Genomic DNA, 17,687 nt, shown 5'->3' on the forward strand with positions numbered 1-17,687 from the left:
GGGACAATCTTTTCGCTAATCTATTCTTCACCGATGATTCGGACTTCTGTTTCTAAGGTGACATCAAAAGTTTCTTTGATGACTTGTTGGATATGGGCAATCAGTTCAACGTAATCCGTGGCTGTTGCTTGATCGACATTCACGATAAAGCCCGCATGTTTTTCTGAAATTTGGGCACCGCCCCATTTCAGTCCTTGTAAGCCTGCATCTTGGATCAGCTTGCCGGTAAAATGACCGACTGGACGTTTGAAGACACTCCCACAAGAGGGGTATTCTAGCGGTTGCTTCAATTGCCGCAATTCTGTCAGTTCATCCATTCGCTTTTTGATTTGTTCTTGATCACCTTTTGTTAGATCAAAGCGACTGCTCAAAATGATCATCTTTTGCTCTTGCAACTTGCTATGACGATAAGCAAATTCCATTTCTTCCTTGGTATATGTCACGATTTGACCATCAGCCAGCAAAACGTCGCAGGACGCAAAGACATCTTGGATCTCGCCATCATAGGCGCCTGCATTCATAAAGACGGCACCGCCGACACTGCCGGGAATCCCGCAGGCAAATTCAAAACCAGTCAAGGATTCATGCAAAGCGACATAGGTCGTATCGATCAACTTTGCTCCAGCATCGACGATCAAAGAAGTGCCGTCTACCACGATTTGGTTCATTTCCGACAGCATGATCACCACGCCACGAATACCACCATCACGGACGATCAAGTTGCTGGCGTTTCCTAAGACGATCCAAGGAATCGCTTGTTCTCGGCAATAATCAAGCAGCTGTTTAGCCTCTTCTGCTGTTTTGGGAAAAGCCAAAATGTCTGCCGGTCCACCAGTTTTTGTATACGTATAGTTCAATAAGGGTTCATCTTTTAATAAGGCAATTTCAGGGAATTGCGCAATCATCAAGTCTTTATTCACGAGAAGGTTTCCTTTCACAATAAACATCTCACTTATTTTAGCATGTTCAAGGAAAAGTTGCTACCTCTGGTGAATCAAAGAAAAGCTTAATAATCGAATGACCTGATTAATAAAGAGTAAGCTTCAAAAAAAGTGTTTTGTTATTTCAGATAATCGTTCTTTCATCTCCGTAGTGACTTTATCGACTACTTCTAAGTTGCTGCGATGCAAGAGGTCCACACTGCGAATATGCTGACAAAGAATCGTCCCTTGAACTTTACTCTTTTGTGTTTCGGTAACTGTTTGAAACGCATTCGATCGAGCGAATTTTTCTTCTACATATTTTTTTGAGCTACTGATTGGCATCACTAAGACGGTATTGAAACTCTTGTTATAATAATCATTACTAACCACCACACACGGTCTTTTTTTTGCCATTTCATTTCCTTTGGTGGGATTTAAGTCAATAAAAAGAATATCTCCTTGTCTTACCATTCAATATTCTCCTCACCTAAATCTTCTCCAAAAAACATCTCACCTGTATCAAATTTCCCCGTTTCTTCTACGATCGCTAATTCTTGTTTCCAAAAATCTTCAAAGGAAGGTGCTGCTTTTTCGCCTGTTATCTTGATCTCGCCTTCTGGAGTAAATTCAAAAATTACCCGCTGATTCTCTTTTAAGCCTAACTTTTGCCGCACACTTTTTGGAATAGTTATTTGATTTTTCGAAGTCATTTTCGCTGAAACTTGCGCTTTGATCGTCATGTGAACTGCCCCCTTTTCAAAACGATTGTAACATAAAACGTAAGGAAAAGTAAGGATTTATTAATCCTTTTTCGTACCACAAACGAATTTTCTCTAGCATCCAAATTTAATCCTCATTCTTCCTCCTTGTTTTCCTTATTCCGCTCACTTGCTTTGCGCTTCTGGCTTTTTTAGGTAAAATGGGAGGCGTAGTGGAAAATAAGGAGGAGTCTTAATGAAATTTATTTCTTGGAATGTGAATGGTTTACGGGCCATCGTTAAAAAAAATTTTTCTGAAGTGTTTGAAGCCCTCGATGCTGATTTCTTTTGTTTACAAGAAACAAAGCTGCAAGAAGGTCAGATCGAATTGGATTTACCAGGCTATCATCAATACTGGAATTATGCGGAGAAGAAAGGCTATTCTGGCACGGCGATTTTCGCAAAAGAACCTGCGCTATCCGTCCGTTATGGATTAGGAATCGAAGAACATGATACGGAAGGTCGCGTCATCACGCTGGAGTATCCTGAATTTTTCTTGATTACTTGCTACACACCGAATTCCCAAAATGAATTGCGCCGCTTGGATTATCGCATGACTTGGGAAGATGCCTTTTTGGCTTACTTGACTGAATTGAAACAACAAAAGCCAGTGATTCTCTGTGGTGATTTGAATGTTGCCCATAAAAATATCGATATCAAAAACTGGAAAACCAATCAAAAAAGTGCTGGGTTTACACCTGAAGAACGGGAAAAGTTTTCAACTCTTTTGGCTGCTGGCTTTACCGATACGTTCCGTTATTTCTATCCAGATGCAGAAGGCATTTATTCTTGGTGGAGCTACCGTTTCAACGCTCGCAAAAACAATGCCGGCTGGCGCATCGATTACTTTGTCGTTTCGGATGACTTAAATGAGCGCTTGCTAGACGCCAAGATCCATACAGATATCATCGGCAGTGACCATTGTCCGGTGGAACTGGATCTCAACTAACCGTAGGAAAACTTCAGTTTTTCTTAACGTTTGTTCGCTTTTCATTCTTTGATTTTGTGCTAGAATGGCAATGAGGTGAGTCTGATGAATTTTATCGCAATGGACTTTGAAACAGCAAATTATCAAAAGCATAGTGCCTGTTCCCTTGCACTAGTCATGGTACAAGACAGCAAAATCGTGGGCGAATATTACACATTGATCCAACCGGAAACGGAATTTTTTTGGAAAAACATTCAAATTCATGGCATCCGTCCAGAAGATGTGCAAGAAGCGCCTAAGTTTCCTGACGTATGGAAACAAATCCAACAATATTATCAATTAAACAGTCTGATCGTTGCGCATAATGCTGGTTTTGATACCGGCGTTTTGGCGGGGTGTCTTGACTATTATGGGTTGTCACAACCAAACTATCTTTCCTTGTGCACGGTACGAACAAGCCGCAAACTGTATCCAGAATTTACGAACCACAAATTAAATACGGTTTGTGAGCAATTGCAGATTCCTTTACTAAACCACCATGATGCCTTGGAAGATAGCCGGGCATGTGCCCAAATCTTATTGCGTCAAGAAGAAGAATTTGGCATCGATCCATTAAAAAAATTGGTTTTAGTCAAATAAATAAGAACGTGCGTCCTAAAGTCTAGCGCAATGCTGACTTTAGGACGCACGTTTTCATTTAAGGAAGGATTCATTTTAAGTTAGATCGATCCAATAATGACAGATTACAGCGCCATCTTCAGGATCAATGGCTTTTTCGGTTAGTTTACCGCCGTTATTTTCAATGACTTTGGCGGAGGCACGATTGGCTTCTTCACAGGTTACTAACACGTTTTTCAAGCCAAATTGTTTGGCCTTTACCAATGACTGTGCCAGCATTGCCGAGCCGATGCCTTGCTTTCGATGATCTGGGTGCACCGAATACCCGATGTGTCCGCCAATTTGGCGTAAGTATTCATTAAGCGTCAGACGCAGATTCAAGAGACCGACCACTTTTTGATCTTGGATAGCCAGATAGGTACGGGCGGGAACGAATCCTTCTGGTACCGTTTCTGCTGTTTTAAAATCCGCCAATCCCTTTAGCCAGTCTTTAGCTGTCGGACTTTCTACAAGTCCTGCCCCACCATGGATGACTTCTTGATTCTTCTCGAAGGCTTGCCGATACGCTTCGATTTGATCGCAGTCTGCGATCGTCGGTTCCCGAAACTCCATTTCCTTCACTCCTTTTTTATGATTCAAAAAGACGTGCCATCATCAAGACGTCAACTTTTTGCCCCTCGCGGGTTTGCACTGCTTCTTTCATGCAGCCTTCTGTTAAAAAACCAAATTTTTGATAAAGATGGATCGCTCGTAGATTTCTCGCTTGGACGGTCAACTCGATGCGGGTCAATTCGCCAACTTCTACTACCCAGTCCAGTAATTCTTCAATCAGGAGCGAACCTAAGCCCAAGCCCCAATAGTCTTTTAAAATCGAGATACCGATCTCCCCGACATGGGCTAATTGCCACTCTTCGTTGCCTTTGACTGATGCCATGGCGATCAACTGTTCTTGATCAAATGCCAGCAACAGCAAATAGTCCTCCCGTTCATAGATAGCGTCCAGCTGTTCTGCCAATAGGGCTTCTGGCAACGCCAAGCCGCTTTCGTCCATCAAGAGATAATCCGTTTCTTCTCCTAGCTGTTGACTGACTGCTAACACAGCTTTGGCATCAGCACCCGTGGCTTCTTTGATCTGTATCTGGATCTCACTCATGGGCTGCCTGCCATTTGGTTGTGATCCGTTGCAAAAAGGCGGTTGCTTTGGTGCCATATGCATGACATTTCACAAGACGTTTTTGTTCATCTGTATCATCTTTTTCCAAAATCAGTTCTAAATAATCCTCTGGCAGGGAGGCTTCTAAGAGATTGCCCCACTCGATCACACACAAGCCATCCCCTTCGAAATAATCATCCAGTCCTAAATCTTCTGCACCGTATTCCACCCGATAGACATCCATATGGTACAGGGGCATCCGCCCATTGGTATATTCACGAATGATCGTATAGGTCGGACTTTTGATCAGTTGCTCGATCCCTAACCCCAAGGCGATGCCTTTCGTCAATGTTGTTTTGCCAGCACCCAAGTCGCCCGTCAATACCAGATTATCCCCTGGCTCGGCTACTTCTCCAATGATTTTTGCAAATGCTGCGGTTGCTTCTAAGTCGTTAATGGTAAACATAGTCCCCATCCTTTGATCAATCTAATTTACTAGTTGCTAGTATAGCTTGTTTTTCAAGGAATTGTAAAGAAGGAGCTTAAGGAAAATTTCCCGACGACCACTGGATCGTTGATTCATATGGACGCCCCCTGCTTTGTTGCCCTCAACTTTCCAAAAGCAAAACAAAAAACTGACCCTCAAGGGATCAGTTTTTCATAAGTGCAGCGATTGGCTGCTTATTTTTCCATTAATGTTTGTGCCGCAGTAATGATTGATAATTTGTAGACATCTTCTTCATTTGAACCACGGGACAAATCAGAGATTGGTTTGTTCAACCCTTGTAAGATTGGTCCAATCGCTTCAAAGTTACCGAAACGTTGGGCGATCTTGTAGCCAATGTTTCCTGATTGTAAATCGGGGAAAACAAAGACGGTTGCTTTACCTGCTACTTCAGATTCAGGAGCTTTCAATTGCGCAACTGCTGAGATATACGCAGCATCGAATTGCAATTCTCCATCGATTTGATATTCTGGTGCCAATTCTTTGGCGATTTTTGTTGCTTCAACGACTTTATCTACTTCCGGTGCTTTCGCAGAACCTTTCGTTGAGAAGCTTAACATAGCAACTTTTGGATCGATTTCAAATAATTCAGCGGTTTTCGCTGAGTCAACAGCGATTTCTGCTAGTTCTTGTGCATTTGGGTTTACATTGATGGCACAGTCTGAGAACAAGTATTTTTCTTGGTCACGACCACGAACCATTAAGAAAGCACCACTTGTACGGCTCACACCTGGTTTTGTTTTGATGATTTGTAAAGCGGGTCTTACTGTATCACCCGTAGAATGGATCGCTCCGGAAACCATTCCTTCAGTAATGCCCATGTAAGTCAACATTGTACCGAAATAGTTGACATCTTTTAAGATTTCTTCTGCTTGTTCTTTCGTTGCTTTGCCGTTGCGGCGTTCCACAAAAGCTTCAACCATTTCATCCCAACGATCATAATTTTCAGGATCTAAAATTTCAAAGTTTGATACGTTGATTCCGCGAGCTTCTGCTGCTTTTTCGATTTCAACCGGGTTACCGATCAAAACGGGTTCAATCAATTCTTCTGAACGTAGACGGCTAGCAGCACCTAAGATACGAGGATCTGTTGCTTCTGGAAAAACGATTTTGATATGACGACGCACGATTTTAAATTTTAAACTTTCGAATAATTCCACGGGTAAAGACCTCCAGTTTTTTTATACCCTTCCATTGTACAATAACTGCGAAAAAAAGAACAGATAAAAATCCTGTATTAGTCGATTATTTTAAATATCGTTACCTTTTTCACAAAATCATCAGTTCTAAATAACACAGTTTTACAACTGTGTTATTTTTTCTGGTAACGCCCAAGAAATCGGTTCTTCCCCTAATGCCAGCAACGCTTGATTGATCTTAGAAAAAGGCTTTGAACCAAAGAATCCTCGATGTGCCGACAACGGACTTGGATGAGGCGCTGTTATAATAATATGTTTGCTGGTATCTAGTAAAGCGGCTTTCTTTTGAGCGGGTTTGCCCCAAAGCACAAAAATGACCGGTTCTTCTAGTTGATTCAATTTTTCGATAATCGTATCTGTCAGCTGCTCCCAGCCATGCCCGTGATGTGAATAGGCTTGTCCCTCACGTACCGTCAATACGGTATTCAACAATAAGACCCCTTGCTGCGCCCATGGCACAAGATAGCCATGGGACACAGGTGCAATCCCTAAGTCATCGGCTAATTCCTTGTAAATATTGCGTAAGGAAGGCGGTATTTTGACCCCCGGCTGCACGGAAAACGACAGTCCGTGGGCTTGGTGAGGGCCATGATAAGGATCTTGACCTAAGATGACAACTTTTACGTCATGGTATGGTGTCAGTTTAAGTGCTTCATAAATATGGTCCATCGCTGGATGGATCTTTTGCTGGGCATATTCTTGTTTCAAGAAAGCCCGTAGTTGTTGGTAATAGGGTTGCTCAAATGATTCTTGCAATTGCTCTTGCCAATCATTGTCCAATAGTCGTTTCATGGCGAATCTCCTTTGTTTTCTTCTAGGATAACAAATCCCGCCCATTAGAAACAAGAATTACTCTTCGAAAGAAAAAAAATCCGTGATTTATGGTACACTATTTGTAGAAACGATTAAGAAAGGACGCTGACAATGATCAAATTAATTGCTTCTGATATGGATGGTACGCTTTTAAATGCCAGTATGCAGATTTCAGAAGAAAATATCCAAGCAATCAAATATGCCCAATCCAAAGGAATCGAATTTATGGTCGCAACTGGCCGTAACCGTAAAGAGGCATTGCCACCGCTGCAAGAAGCCGGAATCGACTGTGCAATGATCACTTTGAATGGGGCCCAAGTCTATGACGAAACGGGTAATTCATTATTTACTGTGCCGATCAGCCATGAACAAACTCGTTCGTTGATCGACCTACTAAAAGAAAACGACATCTATTTTGAGATCTCAACGAGCAATGGGATCTATTCGGAAAGTCAGACACGTCGGATCGAAAATTTTGCGATCCATACGGCAGAAGCAATGCCCCATTTAACCCATAAGATGGCGATTGCTATGACAGCAGCCCGTTTAGAATTTTTACCGATCAATTATGTCGATGATTTCAGTGAGTTGTTTTCGATCGAAGAATTAGAATTTTTGAAAGTGATCTGCTTCCACCAAGACGGTGCCCGGGTATTGGGTCCTATCACGAAAATCATCGATGGGTACGGCGATCTAGTGGTGACTTCTTCTGGACAAAACAATATTGAGATCAACCACCGAAACGCGCAAAAAGGAATCGCAGTGGCACATGTCGCCAAAGATCGGATGATCTCACTGGCGGAAGTGATGACGATCGGTGACAACTTAAATGATGTAAGTATGCTGCAACTGGCAGGCGTTAGTTTTGCAATGGGAAATGGCGAGTTAGAGGTAAAAGAAGTCGCGAAGTATTTGACGGACACCAATATTGAGGCTGGTGTCGGCAAAGCAATCGTTCGGGCAATTGATGAAAATCTTTAAACCACGCAGCTTTTTGGGGATACATGAGGAGGCGTAAGTATGTCAGAATTTTTCATCCAAGATAGGCAACTTAGCAGAGTCACACGAACCATTGTCAAAGATGAAACAGGCAAATCACTATTTTTGATGGTGGGACGTTGGGGAACCAAGGGCGATGCCCTCTCCCTTTACCGTTTAAATGGGCAAATGGTCGCTAGTATCAAACAAATCAGCTTTACTTTTGGTACACGCTTTGAGATCTACAAAGACTTTGAGAAAGTCGGTACACTGCAAAAAATCTTTAACTGGCCAGGTGATTTCTACTATATCCAGCAGCTTCACTGGGCGGTCCACGGCGATATCTATAATCATCGCTATGGGATCCATCATTTCAATAAAAAGATTATGGAGATGGACAAAGCGACCTTGTTGACGGGGGATTATTATGTACTGGATGTTGTCGATGACCGGGATGCGCCGGTCTGCATCTGTATTGCGGCCGTCATGGATTACTGGCTGTACAATCGGCACCGCAAAAAAGACCATCCTCTTGAGCTTCGACTAACAAATGGAACCAGCTGAAAAATCAGCTGGTTCTTTTTTGCATATGGTCGTAAAGATGGCCACTGATCTCTCTTTGGGCCACGACTTCAAATCCGTGCTTTTCATAGAGCCGCTTCGCATGGGGATTTGCTCGGTCAACACTCAAGCCGATCACCTCATAACCATCTCTAGAAGCAATTTTCGGCAATGCTTCTAACAAGGCTGAGCCGACGCCTTTGCCCCGAAATTTCTCAGCCACACAGATGGTATCTAAGTACCATTCATTTGGTAAAGTCTCTTCATCGATAAACAGCTTCATGTCTTTACTCAAACCGTACTGTTCCAGCACTTTATCTAGAGGCTGATCGATCGTCGCCTCTTCTTTGTCTGGATATCCAAAGGCGACGCCAGCAACTTCTCCGTCGATCTCATTGACTAGCGCACGGCGAAAGCCGTAACGATAATCGGGTTCTAGCATGGCATCTGCCAAGATCTCTAAGGTCTTGGCTTCTCCGATCTCTTTGACAAACGGCAATTCCATGTCCTTTAAAATGACTAAAACGAGTTCAGCCATGACAAAACGATCTTCTTCTTTTGCAAATCTTATCACGTTTTTTCCTCCTTGCTTCTATACATAGAATAACAATTCTCTCAAGAAAAACCAAGTTGAATCGACAAAGGATCAACACAAAGTCTTCCTTGTTTATTCATGTAATTCCAACGGCAAGCCGTCTGGATCTTGGAAAAAGGTCATCTTCTTATTGGTGAAGGTATCAAAACGAATCGGTTCGCACACAATCCCTTTAGTGGCTAACTCCGCTACGACTGCTTCAATATTTTCCACCGCAAAGGCCAAATGTCGCAAGCCGGCTGCTTCGGGAAAACTTGGTCTTGCTGGTGGGTTTTCCACCACAAACAGTTCTATTTCTGATTCCCCAAAGCGCAAGTCGATTTTTACATCTTTCTTTTCTGGGCGCGCATGTTCACGAATCACTTCAAAGCCTAATTTTTCTACATAAAACTCTTTGGTCTGTTGGTAATTACTAGCGATGATCGCCACATGATGCATTTTTGAAAACATTATTGCCACTCCTTTGTATTGGACTCCTCTCTCAGTTTAAAGCCTTTGGCTGCATTTTACTAGAAAAGACTGCCGAAGTTCTCCTCTTTTCATAAATGGTTTCTGTTATACTAGAAAGCGGAAGGTGATAAAAAAATGAAACTACTTTATATTTCAATCTCTGGAAATACCCGTGCATTCGTCAACCGCTTGTTGGCCTATGCAGATCAGCAAGACACACCGAGCACTTGGGAAGCCAAAGAAATTCATGACAATAGTGTCTTTGAACAAGAAGACGAACCTTATGTGGTTTTTGTCCCTACCTATTTAGAAGGTGGAAATGGCGTCGATAACGGCGATCAGGAGATCCTCACAGAAACCATGCGGGAATACATTGACTATGAAAATAACGCCGCTCTTTGCTTAGGCGTGATCGGCAGCGGCAACAAAAACTTTAATTATCAATATTGCTTGACCGCAAAGCAATATGCGGAACAATTTTCGATTCCGTTCTTAGCGGATTTCGAGCTGCGAGGCACGACCCAAGATATTGAACGGATCTATGCTTGTTTAAAAGAAATCGATCCTGCCCACAGCAACACTTAGCTTTAGCCAGCATTCATTAGCCATTAGGAGGACTTTTGCATATGGAACCACAAACGATGGTCATTTTGATCATACTCGCCAGCATTCTCATCTTGACCGCACTAGATATCTGGAATCGATACAAAGTACGCCGTTACGTTCGGCTTGCTTGGGGAAAACTTCCCCGTCAGCCCCGCTTTGATAAAGAAGCGAGTTTGAAAAAAGCTTGGCTGACTGAGAAGAAGTTTCACGATTTTGATAGCGAGGTCGATGACATCACTTGGTATGACTTGGATGGCTTTTCGTTGTTTGAGTCCATTAATCTGACGTTTTCCAGTGTTGGTTCAGAAGCGTTGTACCAGCAATTACGCAATTTCCACTTCAAGCCGGACAAACAGCTGACCAAATTGATCGACTTTTTTGCTGCTGACAGTGCCGCACGCGAACAATCCCAATATACGTTTGCTCGTTTAGGAAAACAAGATGATAATTTTTCGAAAGCCTACTTGGCCAATGAAGCGGCGCAATCGATCGGTTCTCTGCCGTTCTTTGTCTTTTTAGGTGTGCTGCCATTAGTCGGCATCTTGCTGCTCCTGCTGGGGATTGTCCAAGGCCTCCTGTTGACGTTGATTAGTGTCGTTTTCAATACGATCTATTACTCTATCAAAAAAGCCAAGCTGGAAACAGAACTGAACAGCATGCGCTATTTGGTTCAAACGATTGCCTGTGGCAGTCAGATCGCTAAAATCAACACGCCCCTCCAAGATGAGATCAAACAATCCTTGGCACCATTAAAGAAGATCACTCGTTTCGCTTTCTCGTTTCGTGCCAAAAACGGCAGCGAAGGAGACATGTTGTTTGAATACATCAATATCATTTTTATGCTGCCGTTTATTTCCTATCAAACGGTCACCACTACTCTGGCCAAACACCAACAAGCAGCCATCGATCTGTGGAATTTGCTGGGAAAATTGGAAGTCGCAGCCGCCATTTTAAATTTTCGCACGTATATGCCCATCACTTGCCTACCGACCTTCCAAACAAGCGGAGGTGTAGAAGCAACGGGTACGTATCATCCCCTTCTGAGTGAAGCAGTCATGAATGATGTCACTTGGAACCACAATACCCTTGTAACTGGCTCCAATGCCTCAGGCAAATCGACATATGTCAAAAGTGTCGCCATCAACTGTATTTTGGCACAAACGATCCAGACAGCAGTAGCTGAAACCTTTACGATGGTTCCTGGTCACGTCATTACCTCGATGGCTGTCGAAGATGATCTATTTGAAGGCGACAGCTATTTCGTGGCGGAGATCAAATCCATCAAACGCCTGCTAGATACCGTTGCCACGAAACAGCGCTGCTACTGTTTTGTTGATGAGATTTTAAAAGGAACCAATACGGTGGAACGAATCGCTTCTTCTGCCAGCATCATCCATTGGTTGCGAGCCTACCCATCATTGGCCTTTGTCGCTACCCATGATATTGAGCTGACTGAAATTTTGAAAAATGATTGCCGCAACATTCATTTTTCTGAACAAGTCACGGAAGATGACGGCATCTCCTTTGATTACAAGGTCAAATCCGGTCCTGCCTTGAGCCGCAACGCGATCGCCCTCTTAAAAGTCATGGGCTACCCTGAAACGATCGTTCAAGACGCCTATGCCGCCGCCAATAATTTTGATCAAAACCGCAAATGGCAGGAATTATAACTTCACACACAAAAAAGCGCCTTATCCCAGTGTCAGTCACAGGATAGGGCGCTATTTTATGTTTTATTTAGTCAAACAAACCAGTCGTTAAACTGTATTGCTCTCCTTGTAGCACATCGTATTGGATCAAACTATAGGCATCATAGATTTCTTGGGCTTCTTGATCCAACGCAAGAGTCGTCTGCCATTGTCCCTCTTGATAATATTGACCCAGTTCAAAAGCCGGCAACTCATCTTGCAAGGCCAACAACAACTGGTAAAATCCGCTGGTTGGTTGATCACTGGCTTCTAATAGGTTCGGTGCAAAATAAAAAGGACTTGTTATTGGTACATCTTCTGGTGCAAAATTCCCTTGCGAATCAACCATCAAAAACTCGGTTTCATGCAGGGCAGCCGTTTCATTTTGATCCTTGATTTCATCGGCATAAATGCCTGGTAAATGATCGCCCCAAAAGACGACCAACGTTCGCCGATCCAGCTGCTCTAATTCAGCCACAAAGTTTTTCAACGCTGTACTGCTATAAGAGATATCCTGTAGGTAGTTTTCCAAGGAAGCCATATTGCCCGGACCGCTCGCTTGGTAATTCAGCGTATCGTATTTGCCAGCATAGGGCATATGGGTCTGCATCGTCACTAAATGGACAAATTGCGGTTGCTGATCGTTTTCCAACAATGCCAGCACTTCTTTGTAGGCCGCCTCATCAGAGATGTAAGGATTATTTTCGATTTTGTCGGTATAGGTCATCGTATCTTGATCGATAAACTGTTCAAACCCCATCACCCCATAGACATCCTTGCGTTTGTACATTGATGTATCGTAAGGATGGATCGCCGTTGCCGTATACCCTGATTGTTCCAAGAAAGAAACCAAGGATGGCAGTTGCGTCAATTTCGGCACTAGCATCGTGTAAGGCGTTGTCATTTGCGGATTCAATAGGCCCATGGCAAAACCAGTCAACGCTTCAAATTCGATGTTTGCCGTACCGCCCCCATAATTTTGCGAAAGCATTTTTCCACTGATGGTTTGATCGGCGACGTGGTAATAGTCTTTCAACGGATCGCCGGTGATCGACAAGCCATTTAAATGGCTCGGGTCGGAAAAGCTCTCACTCATCACATAAACGATATTTGGTGCTTCACTTTCACGGTCTTGGTTTTTCTCCGCCGCCTGTGCATTGTAGGTATCCGCAATCGCTTGGATCGCTTCTTTTGAATACCCCTCAGGCTTCGTCATGGCATCTACCCGCAAGTTGTACAAAAACCCACCGATAAATCCCGTATTGTAATAGTTCATTTTTTGTGAATACGGAATCCAGAGCGCCGTCTGATTGTAGGCTTTGCGTAGAAGGTTGTTGCTGTCGTTGAAGTGTGAAACATAGACTAAGCCAAGCGAGCATACGACCAGCACTGCCCCTCGCATTACTTGTAAACGCCGGTTTAATTTGCGGCTGCGATAGATACTCCAGCCGATCGCCCCGATCGCCGCCAGAGCAAAGAGGATGGCTAAGAAAAACGCGCCATTGCCGATCATGGTTCGTAGAAGGTCGAATTGAGTGACCATCTTTAAATCATCAGGATAGATTGGTTCTTGGCGATAGACCATCTTCGTATGGTTGGCGTACCCTAAGATTCCGATGACGACACTATAAAAGATGCCCCCGATCAGTACTGAACCTGCCAAACTGGCAAACACCCCATACACCAGCAGTAGCACCCCACAAGCCAAGAAAAACTTTGCTGTATGCCACGAAAAGGCAAATTTCAAGGCTAATTCAACGGAAAGATTGTTTTGACACCATTGCAAATATAAATTACTGAAAATGATCAACAGGACGATGGCGATGCCTTTTAATGCGATCTTCAGATAAGGATGGCTATTTATTTTCACGAAGGAACATTCCTCCTTTTCTACACGTTCTAGGTACCCTCGTATTTTATGCTTTCAAGACAAGAAAGTAAAGCCAGGGCAAGAAGCTTTTGTTATTTTTAAAGAAAGCAACCCTCATAAAAAAAGAGTCTAAGGTTTCTTGCCCCCTAGACTCTTCTTTCTATCTGAATGGAACGGAATCACTGGTTTCGTTTATTTCCAAAAATCATCAAAAATCGTGACTGGCAAGTGGCGTTTGTGTTGCGTTTTGTTCCACCAGTTTTCAATGGTTTGTTGGGCTTCAGCCGCAATTTCCTTGCCTTCTAAATAGTCATCGATGTCGTTGTAGGTCACTCCTAAAGCTGCTTCATCTGCCACTAAAGGTTTGCCATCTTCCAAGTCCGCAGTTGGGACTTTTGTATACAACGCTTCTGGCGCGCCTAAGTATTGCAAGAGTTGACGACCTTGGCGTTTGTTCAAACGAAACAGTGGTAAGATATCGGCACCGCCATCGCCGTATTTCGTAAAGAAGCCGGTGATATTTTCCGCAGCATGATCTGTTCCCAGAACAGCCCCTGCTTTTTCACCCGCAATGGCATATTGTGTGATCATCCGTTGACGGGCTTTGATATTGCCTTTATTAAAGTCAGAAACCGCTAAGCCTGCTTCTTCCACCGCTTGCACTTGGGCATCGACGGCGGCTTTGATGTTTACCCGCAGCTCAATATCTGGTTTGATAAATTCAATGGCTTTTTTGGCATCTTCTTCATCTGCTTGTTCCCCATAAGGTAAGCGTACCCCTATGAACTGATAGTTGGGATTCCCGGTTTCGCTACGCATTTCCTCCATCGTCAATTGCGCGATCCGGCCAGCTAACGTCGAATCTTGTCCACCACTGATCCCCAAGACAAACGTATGCAAGAACGGATTCTTTTGCAGATACGCCTTTAAAAAATCAATACTCTTACGAACTTCTTCTTTCGGGTCGATGGTCGGTAAGACTCCTAATTCTTTGATAATTTCTTGTTGCATGGTCATAGAAACGCCTCCTCTTATTTTTTGAAGCAGCTGACTGATCTTAGGACCAGCGCAGTTGCGGATTACAAAATCGCGCCATTGGTCTGTTTGCGTACTTTTTCAATCGTGCGCATTTTATGATCCCAGCATTCTTGCGAGAGATCGACTGGGTATTTCTGTGGATTCAAGTCACGTTTGTACTCATCCCAAAGGGAATCCAAGCAATTCGTCGCATAGGCTTTGACGTGTTCTAAGTCAGGTACTTGATACACTTGCTGGCCATCTACAAAGATATCTTGCAACAATGGTCGCGCATCAAAGTTCGTCACTGTTTTGTTGATAAAAGTGTGAACAGGATGGAACATGAACAGTTCGTCTGCTGCTTGCGGATTTTCTTCCCATAGCGTGACATAATCGCCTTCTGACTTGCCGTCCGATTTACGGGTGATCCGCCAGACTTGTTTTTTCCCAGGGGTCGAAACCTTTTCGGCATTGCTGGATAATTTGATGGTGTCGATCATTTCTCCCTGCTCATTTTCGATGGCAACCAGTTTATAAACCGCACCTAATGCCGGTTGATCGTAAGCGGTGATCAGCTTGGTGCCGACACCCCATACATCGATTTTCGCCTTTTGCATTTTCAAGCTTAGAATCGTATTTTCGTCTAGATCATTGGAAGCATAGACTTTGGCTTCCGTGAATCCCGCTTCATCCAACTGTTCACGGACTTTTTTCGAGATATAGGCCATATCGCCGCTGTCGATCCGCACACCTAAGAAATTGATCTTATCCCCCATCTCTTTGGCCACACGAATCGCATTTGGCACACCTAAACGCAAGGTATCATAGGTATCGACTAAGAATACGCAATCTTTGTGGGTTTGGGCATACGCCATAAATGCATCATAGTCATTGCCGTAGGATTGCACGAGGGAATGGGCGTGGGTTCCGCTGGCTGGGATGCCAAAAATCTTCCCTGCCCGCACATTACTCGTCGCATCCGCTCCGCCAATATAAGCCGCTCGGGTCCCCCAAATGGCTGCATCCAATTCTTGTGCCCGACGTGAACCAAATTCCAACAAGGGATCCGTGCCGATCACAGATTTGATGCGGGCAGCTTTCGTGGCGATCAAGGTTTGGAAATTGACCATATTCAGTAACGCCGTTTCGATCAACTGTGCTTGTGCCAACGGCCCTTCTACTTGAATGATCGGTTCATTGTTGAAGACTAAATCGCCTTCTAACGCTGAACGAACGGTACAAGCAAACTTGAACTCCTTTAGATACTCTAAAAAGGCTTCTGGGTAGCCGCCGATTTCTCGCAAGTAGGCAATATCCGTTTCTGAAAAGGATAAATCGTTCAAATAATCGATCAAACGTTCCAGACCGGCAAAGATCGCATAGCCATTTTCAAAAGGCATGTCACGGAAATAGCATTCAAACACCGCATTACGATCGGCTCTGCCTAACTCCCAATAGGTTTGCATCATGTTGATTTGGTAGAGATCGGTGTGCAGCGTCAAGCTGTCATCTTTAAATAATTTCTGCATGTTCTTACTCCCTCTAGCTTACTTCTTCTCATTATAGCAAAAAAAACACAAAAGACAGAAAAACTTGTTTTTTCAAAAAAAGTTGGGCTTTTGCCAGTACAAGGCAATCCATCTGAGAACAAATTGCTCCAAAGCATGGGTCAGCCTCCTACTTATTGCGCATTATTTGCGCGCTCGTATAAGGTCGCCCCTTTGTTCAACGTTTGATTGCTCTTGCAACGTGCATGTCCCAACTTCTTTCAACTAGTGTTCTTTCACAGGCAATTGAACAAGAATGACATCTTTTCTCGGTTTAGAAAAGGTGATGCCTCTTGCTTCCATTTCTTTACGAATATTGATATTGACGGTCACGTCTTTGCGATCGACCTTCAGCAAACGATGAATCGCTGTATCGACTTCTTCCCGACTGATTTTCTTTTTATTGTTGATCAATACTAAAGAAATCGTATCAAAACTATCCACATAGAGAATCTGCGTCCGATCAAGCGAATACAATTTATAGTATTTGATCGCTATTTTGTCGAATAGATACTTGGAGATGTTCGGGTAAAAAGTTTCCATATTTAGATTTTGGTTTACTGGGGTTTCAATCAACTTCATGCACAACATCCTCTCTCGAAACTAATTCTGTTAAAATAAAGCGGCCAACACCGCCGTCTTCCGCGCGCTCAATGGTTCGATCACAAACTGCTTTGATCGCTGGGCTGGCATTTGCTACAGCCAAAGAAACATCCACCGCTTCAAACATCGCAAGGTCATTTTCACCATCACCGATCCCGTAGCTTTTGGCAGCGGGAAAAGCTTCTAAAAAGCTACGGATCGCCGCACCTTTGGTCGCCAATGGATCAACGATTTCCAGTGTTTGGACAAAGGATTGAAAAATCGCTGCCGTTTCTGACTGGATCATCGCCCGCAGCCGTTCTCTTTTTTCGTCTGACGCTTCCATCAGTTCGATTTTGATGACCTTTATCTCTGGATGTTCCTTCATAAACTGCAACACGTCGTCTTTATGAAGGCATTCGTTGTAGAAGAACTCGTATTTGTAGTCAGCGATGATTTGCCCACGCTCCCCTAACTCCGCGAGTAACTGCTTACGGCTTTCTTGAAATTGCGCTTCATACAAATGCGCTTGTGGGGAAATGATGCCATGGTCAGTATGTAAGAAATAAAAAACCGCTTCTGTCTCTAAGATACCAATCACTTGTGCCAATGTCTTATAGGGTAAGGTATGCGTCAAAACAGGCGCTTCTCCTTTTATCATCAGACCGGCGCCGTTTCCGAAAATCACATCGCAGGAAAGGCCTTCTTCCGCCATCATATCTTGAACAAGCTCAAATCCTCGCCCTGTGACAAACACAAAGTGATCCCCTTGGGCTTGCAAACAACGGATGGCTTCTTTATTGATCTCATGAATCGGGTGCCCCATTTCTTGAAACGTCCCATCAATATCAGAAAAAACTATTTGCATCTTATCTTCCTTTCTTTGTTATAATTAT

21 protein-coding genes are annotated in these 17,687 nt (G+C 43.6%); 6 read left to right on the top strand and 15 right to left on the bottom strand.

Annotation, left to right across the window (positions count from 1 at the left end):
- Nucleotides 1-20: 20 nt before the first annotated feature.
- The 3 genes from murB to A5882_RS01000 form a co-directional block, all read right to left on the bottom strand.
- The gene (murB, locus tag A5882_RS00990) at nt 21-920 is read right to left on the bottom strand and encodes a UDP-N-acetylmuramate dehydrogenase (protein WP_061053179.1); all 900 of its coding nucleotides are present in this window, start codon (nt 918-920) and stop codon (nt 21-23) included.
- Between the two features lie 123 nt (nt 921-1,043).
- A complete protein-coding gene (locus tag A5882_RS00995; protein WP_016621609.1) occupies nt 1,044-1,394 on the bottom strand; it encodes a type II toxin-antitoxin system PemK/MazF family toxin in 351 nt (116 codons plus the stop codon).
- Nucleotides 1,388-1,663: an AbrB/MazE/SpoVT family DNA-binding domain-containing protein gene (locus tag A5882_RS01000; protein WP_086372330.1), complete on the bottom strand. Its 276-nt coding sequence runs from the start codon at nt 1,661-1,663 to the stop codon at nt 1,388-1,390. The genes A5882_RS00995 and A5882_RS01000 overlap by 7 nt, the downstream gene beginning before the upstream one ends.
- Nucleotides 1,664-1,877: 214 nt before the next feature.
- On the opposite strand from A5882_RS01000, the gene A5882_RS01005 reads away from it, so the two are divergent.
- Nucleotides 1,878-2,630, top strand: a complete 753-nt coding sequence (locus A5882_RS01005) for an exodeoxyribonuclease III (protein ID WP_005234144.1) — start codon at nt 1,878-1,880, stop codon at nt 2,628-2,630.
- An 84-nt stretch (nt 2,631-2,714) separates the two neighbouring features.
- The gene (locus A5882_RS01010) at nt 2,715-3,248 is read left to right on the top strand and encodes a 3'-5' exonuclease (protein WP_010749886.1); all 534 of its coding nucleotides are present in this window, start codon (nt 2,715-2,717) and stop codon (nt 3,246-3,248) included.
- 75 nt (nt 3,249-3,323) lie between these two features.
- On the opposite strand, the gene A5882_RS01015 is transcribed toward A5882_RS01010, so the two are convergent.
- The 5 genes from A5882_RS01015 to A5882_RS01035 form a co-directional block, all read right to left on the bottom strand.
- Nucleotides 3,324-3,839, bottom strand: a complete 516-nt coding sequence (locus A5882_RS01015) for a GNAT family N-acetyltransferase (protein WP_061053180.1) — start codon at nt 3,837-3,839, stop codon at nt 3,324-3,326.
- Nucleotides 3,840-3,855: 16 nt separating this feature from the next.
- Complete coding sequence (locus A5882_RS01020) at nt 3,856-4,380, bottom strand: GNAT family N-acetyltransferase (protein WP_005234141.1); 525 nt, start codon at nt 4,378-4,380, stop codon at nt 3,856-3,858.
- Nucleotides 4,373-4,846: a tRNA (adenosine(37)-N6)-threonylcarbamoyltransferase complex ATPase subunit type 1 TsaE gene (tsaE, locus tag A5882_RS01025; protein WP_034878371.1), complete on the bottom strand. Its 474-nt coding sequence runs from the start codon at nt 4,844-4,846 to the stop codon at nt 4,373-4,375. The genes A5882_RS01020 and tsaE overlap by 8 nt, the downstream gene beginning before the upstream one ends.
- Nucleotides 4,847-5,061: 215 nt before the next feature.
- Nucleotides 5,062-6,045 (bottom strand): phosphate acetyltransferase, encoded by a 984-nt coding sequence (gene pta, locus A5882_RS01030; RefSeq protein ID WP_008380699.1) that lies wholly within the window; start codon nt 6,043-6,045, stop codon nt 5,062-5,064.
- 141 nt (nt 6,046-6,186) lie between these two features.
- Nucleotides 6,187-6,876 (bottom strand): uracil-DNA glycosylase, encoded by a 690-nt coding sequence (locus tag A5882_RS01035; RefSeq protein WP_086372331.1) that lies wholly within the window; start codon nt 6,874-6,876, stop codon nt 6,187-6,189.
- Between the two features lie 132 nt (nt 6,877-7,008).
- On the opposite strand from A5882_RS01035, the gene A5882_RS01040 reads away from it, so the two are divergent.
- Entirely contained in the window at nt 7,009-7,878 is an 870-nt protein-coding gene (locus A5882_RS01040; protein ID WP_005234136.1) for a Cof-type HAD-IIB family hydrolase, read from the top strand.
- 39 nt (nt 7,879-7,917) lie between these two features.
- A complete protein-coding gene (locus tag A5882_RS01045) occupies nt 7,918-8,439 on the top strand; it encodes an LURP-one-related/scramblase family protein (RefSeq protein ID WP_005228514.1) in 522 nt (173 codons plus the stop codon).
- A 4-nt stretch (nt 8,440-8,443) separates the two neighbouring features.
- On the opposite strand, the gene A5882_RS01050 is transcribed toward A5882_RS01045, so the two are convergent.
- On the bottom strand, nt 8,444-9,010 hold the full coding sequence (locus tag A5882_RS01050) for a GNAT family N-acetyltransferase (RefSeq protein ID WP_005234129.1): 567 nt from the start codon (nt 9,008-9,010) through the stop codon (nt 8,444-8,446).
- A 93-nt stretch (nt 9,011-9,103) separates the two neighbouring features.
- Complete coding sequence (locus tag A5882_RS01055) at nt 9,104-9,481, bottom strand: VOC family protein (protein WP_005234127.1); 378 nt, start codon at nt 9,479-9,481, stop codon at nt 9,104-9,106.
- 135 nt (nt 9,482-9,616) lie between these two features.
- Here A5882_RS01055 and nrdI point away from each other — a divergent pair, with 135 nt between their 5' ends.
- Nucleotides 9,617-10,066 (top strand): class Ib ribonucleoside-diphosphate reductase assembly flavoprotein NrdI, encoded by a 450-nt coding sequence (gene nrdI / locus A5882_RS01060; RefSeq protein WP_005228511.1) that lies wholly within the window; start codon nt 9,617-9,619, stop codon nt 10,064-10,066.
- 41 nt (nt 10,067-10,107) lie between these two features.
- Complete coding sequence (locus tag A5882_RS01065) at nt 10,108-11,757, top strand: DNA mismatch repair protein MutS (protein ID WP_086297932.1); 1,650 nt, start codon at nt 10,108-10,110, stop codon at nt 11,755-11,757.
- A gap of 67 nt (nt 11,758-11,824) precedes the next feature.
- Here the strand turns inward: A5882_RS01065 and A5882_RS01070 are convergent, their stop codons facing one another.
- The 5 genes from A5882_RS01070 to A5882_RS01090 all read right to left on the bottom strand — a co-directional run bounded on the left by A5882_RS01070 (nt 11,825) and on the right by A5882_RS01090 (nt 17,659).
- Nucleotides 11,825-13,645 (bottom strand): LTA synthase family protein, encoded by a 1,821-nt coding sequence (locus tag A5882_RS01070; protein ID WP_086297935.1) that lies wholly within the window; start codon nt 13,643-13,645, stop codon nt 11,825-11,827.
- A 192-nt stretch (nt 13,646-13,837) separates the two neighbouring features.
- Nucleotides 13,838-14,662 (bottom strand): ammonia-dependent NAD(+) synthetase, encoded by an 825-nt coding sequence (nadE, locus tag A5882_RS01075; RefSeq protein WP_077451952.1) that lies wholly within the window; start codon nt 14,660-14,662, stop codon nt 13,838-13,840.
- A gap of 62 nt (nt 14,663-14,724) precedes the next feature.
- The gene (locus A5882_RS01080) at nt 14,725-16,191 is read right to left on the bottom strand and encodes a nicotinate phosphoribosyltransferase (protein WP_005234120.1); all 1,467 of its coding nucleotides are present in this window, start codon (nt 16,189-16,191) and stop codon (nt 14,725-14,727) included.
- A 243-nt stretch (nt 16,192-16,434) separates the two neighbouring features.
- Complete coding sequence (locus tag A5882_RS01085; protein ID WP_008380681.1) at nt 16,435-16,791, bottom strand: DUF1827 family protein; 357 nt, start codon at nt 16,789-16,791, stop codon at nt 16,435-16,437.
- Entirely contained in the window at nt 16,778-17,659 is an 882-nt protein-coding gene (locus A5882_RS01090; protein WP_005234118.1) for an HAD-IIB family hydrolase, read from the bottom strand. The genes A5882_RS01085 and A5882_RS01090 overlap by 14 nt, the downstream gene beginning before the upstream one ends.
- Nucleotides 17,660-17,687: the final 28 nt, after the last annotated feature.

Origin of the sequence: Enterococcus sp. 4E1_DIV0656, from assembly GCF_002140695.1 — a bacterium.
Taxonomy (GTDB): Bacteria; Bacillota; Bacilli; order Lactobacillales; family Enterococcaceae; genus Enterococcus_D; species Enterococcus_D entomosocium.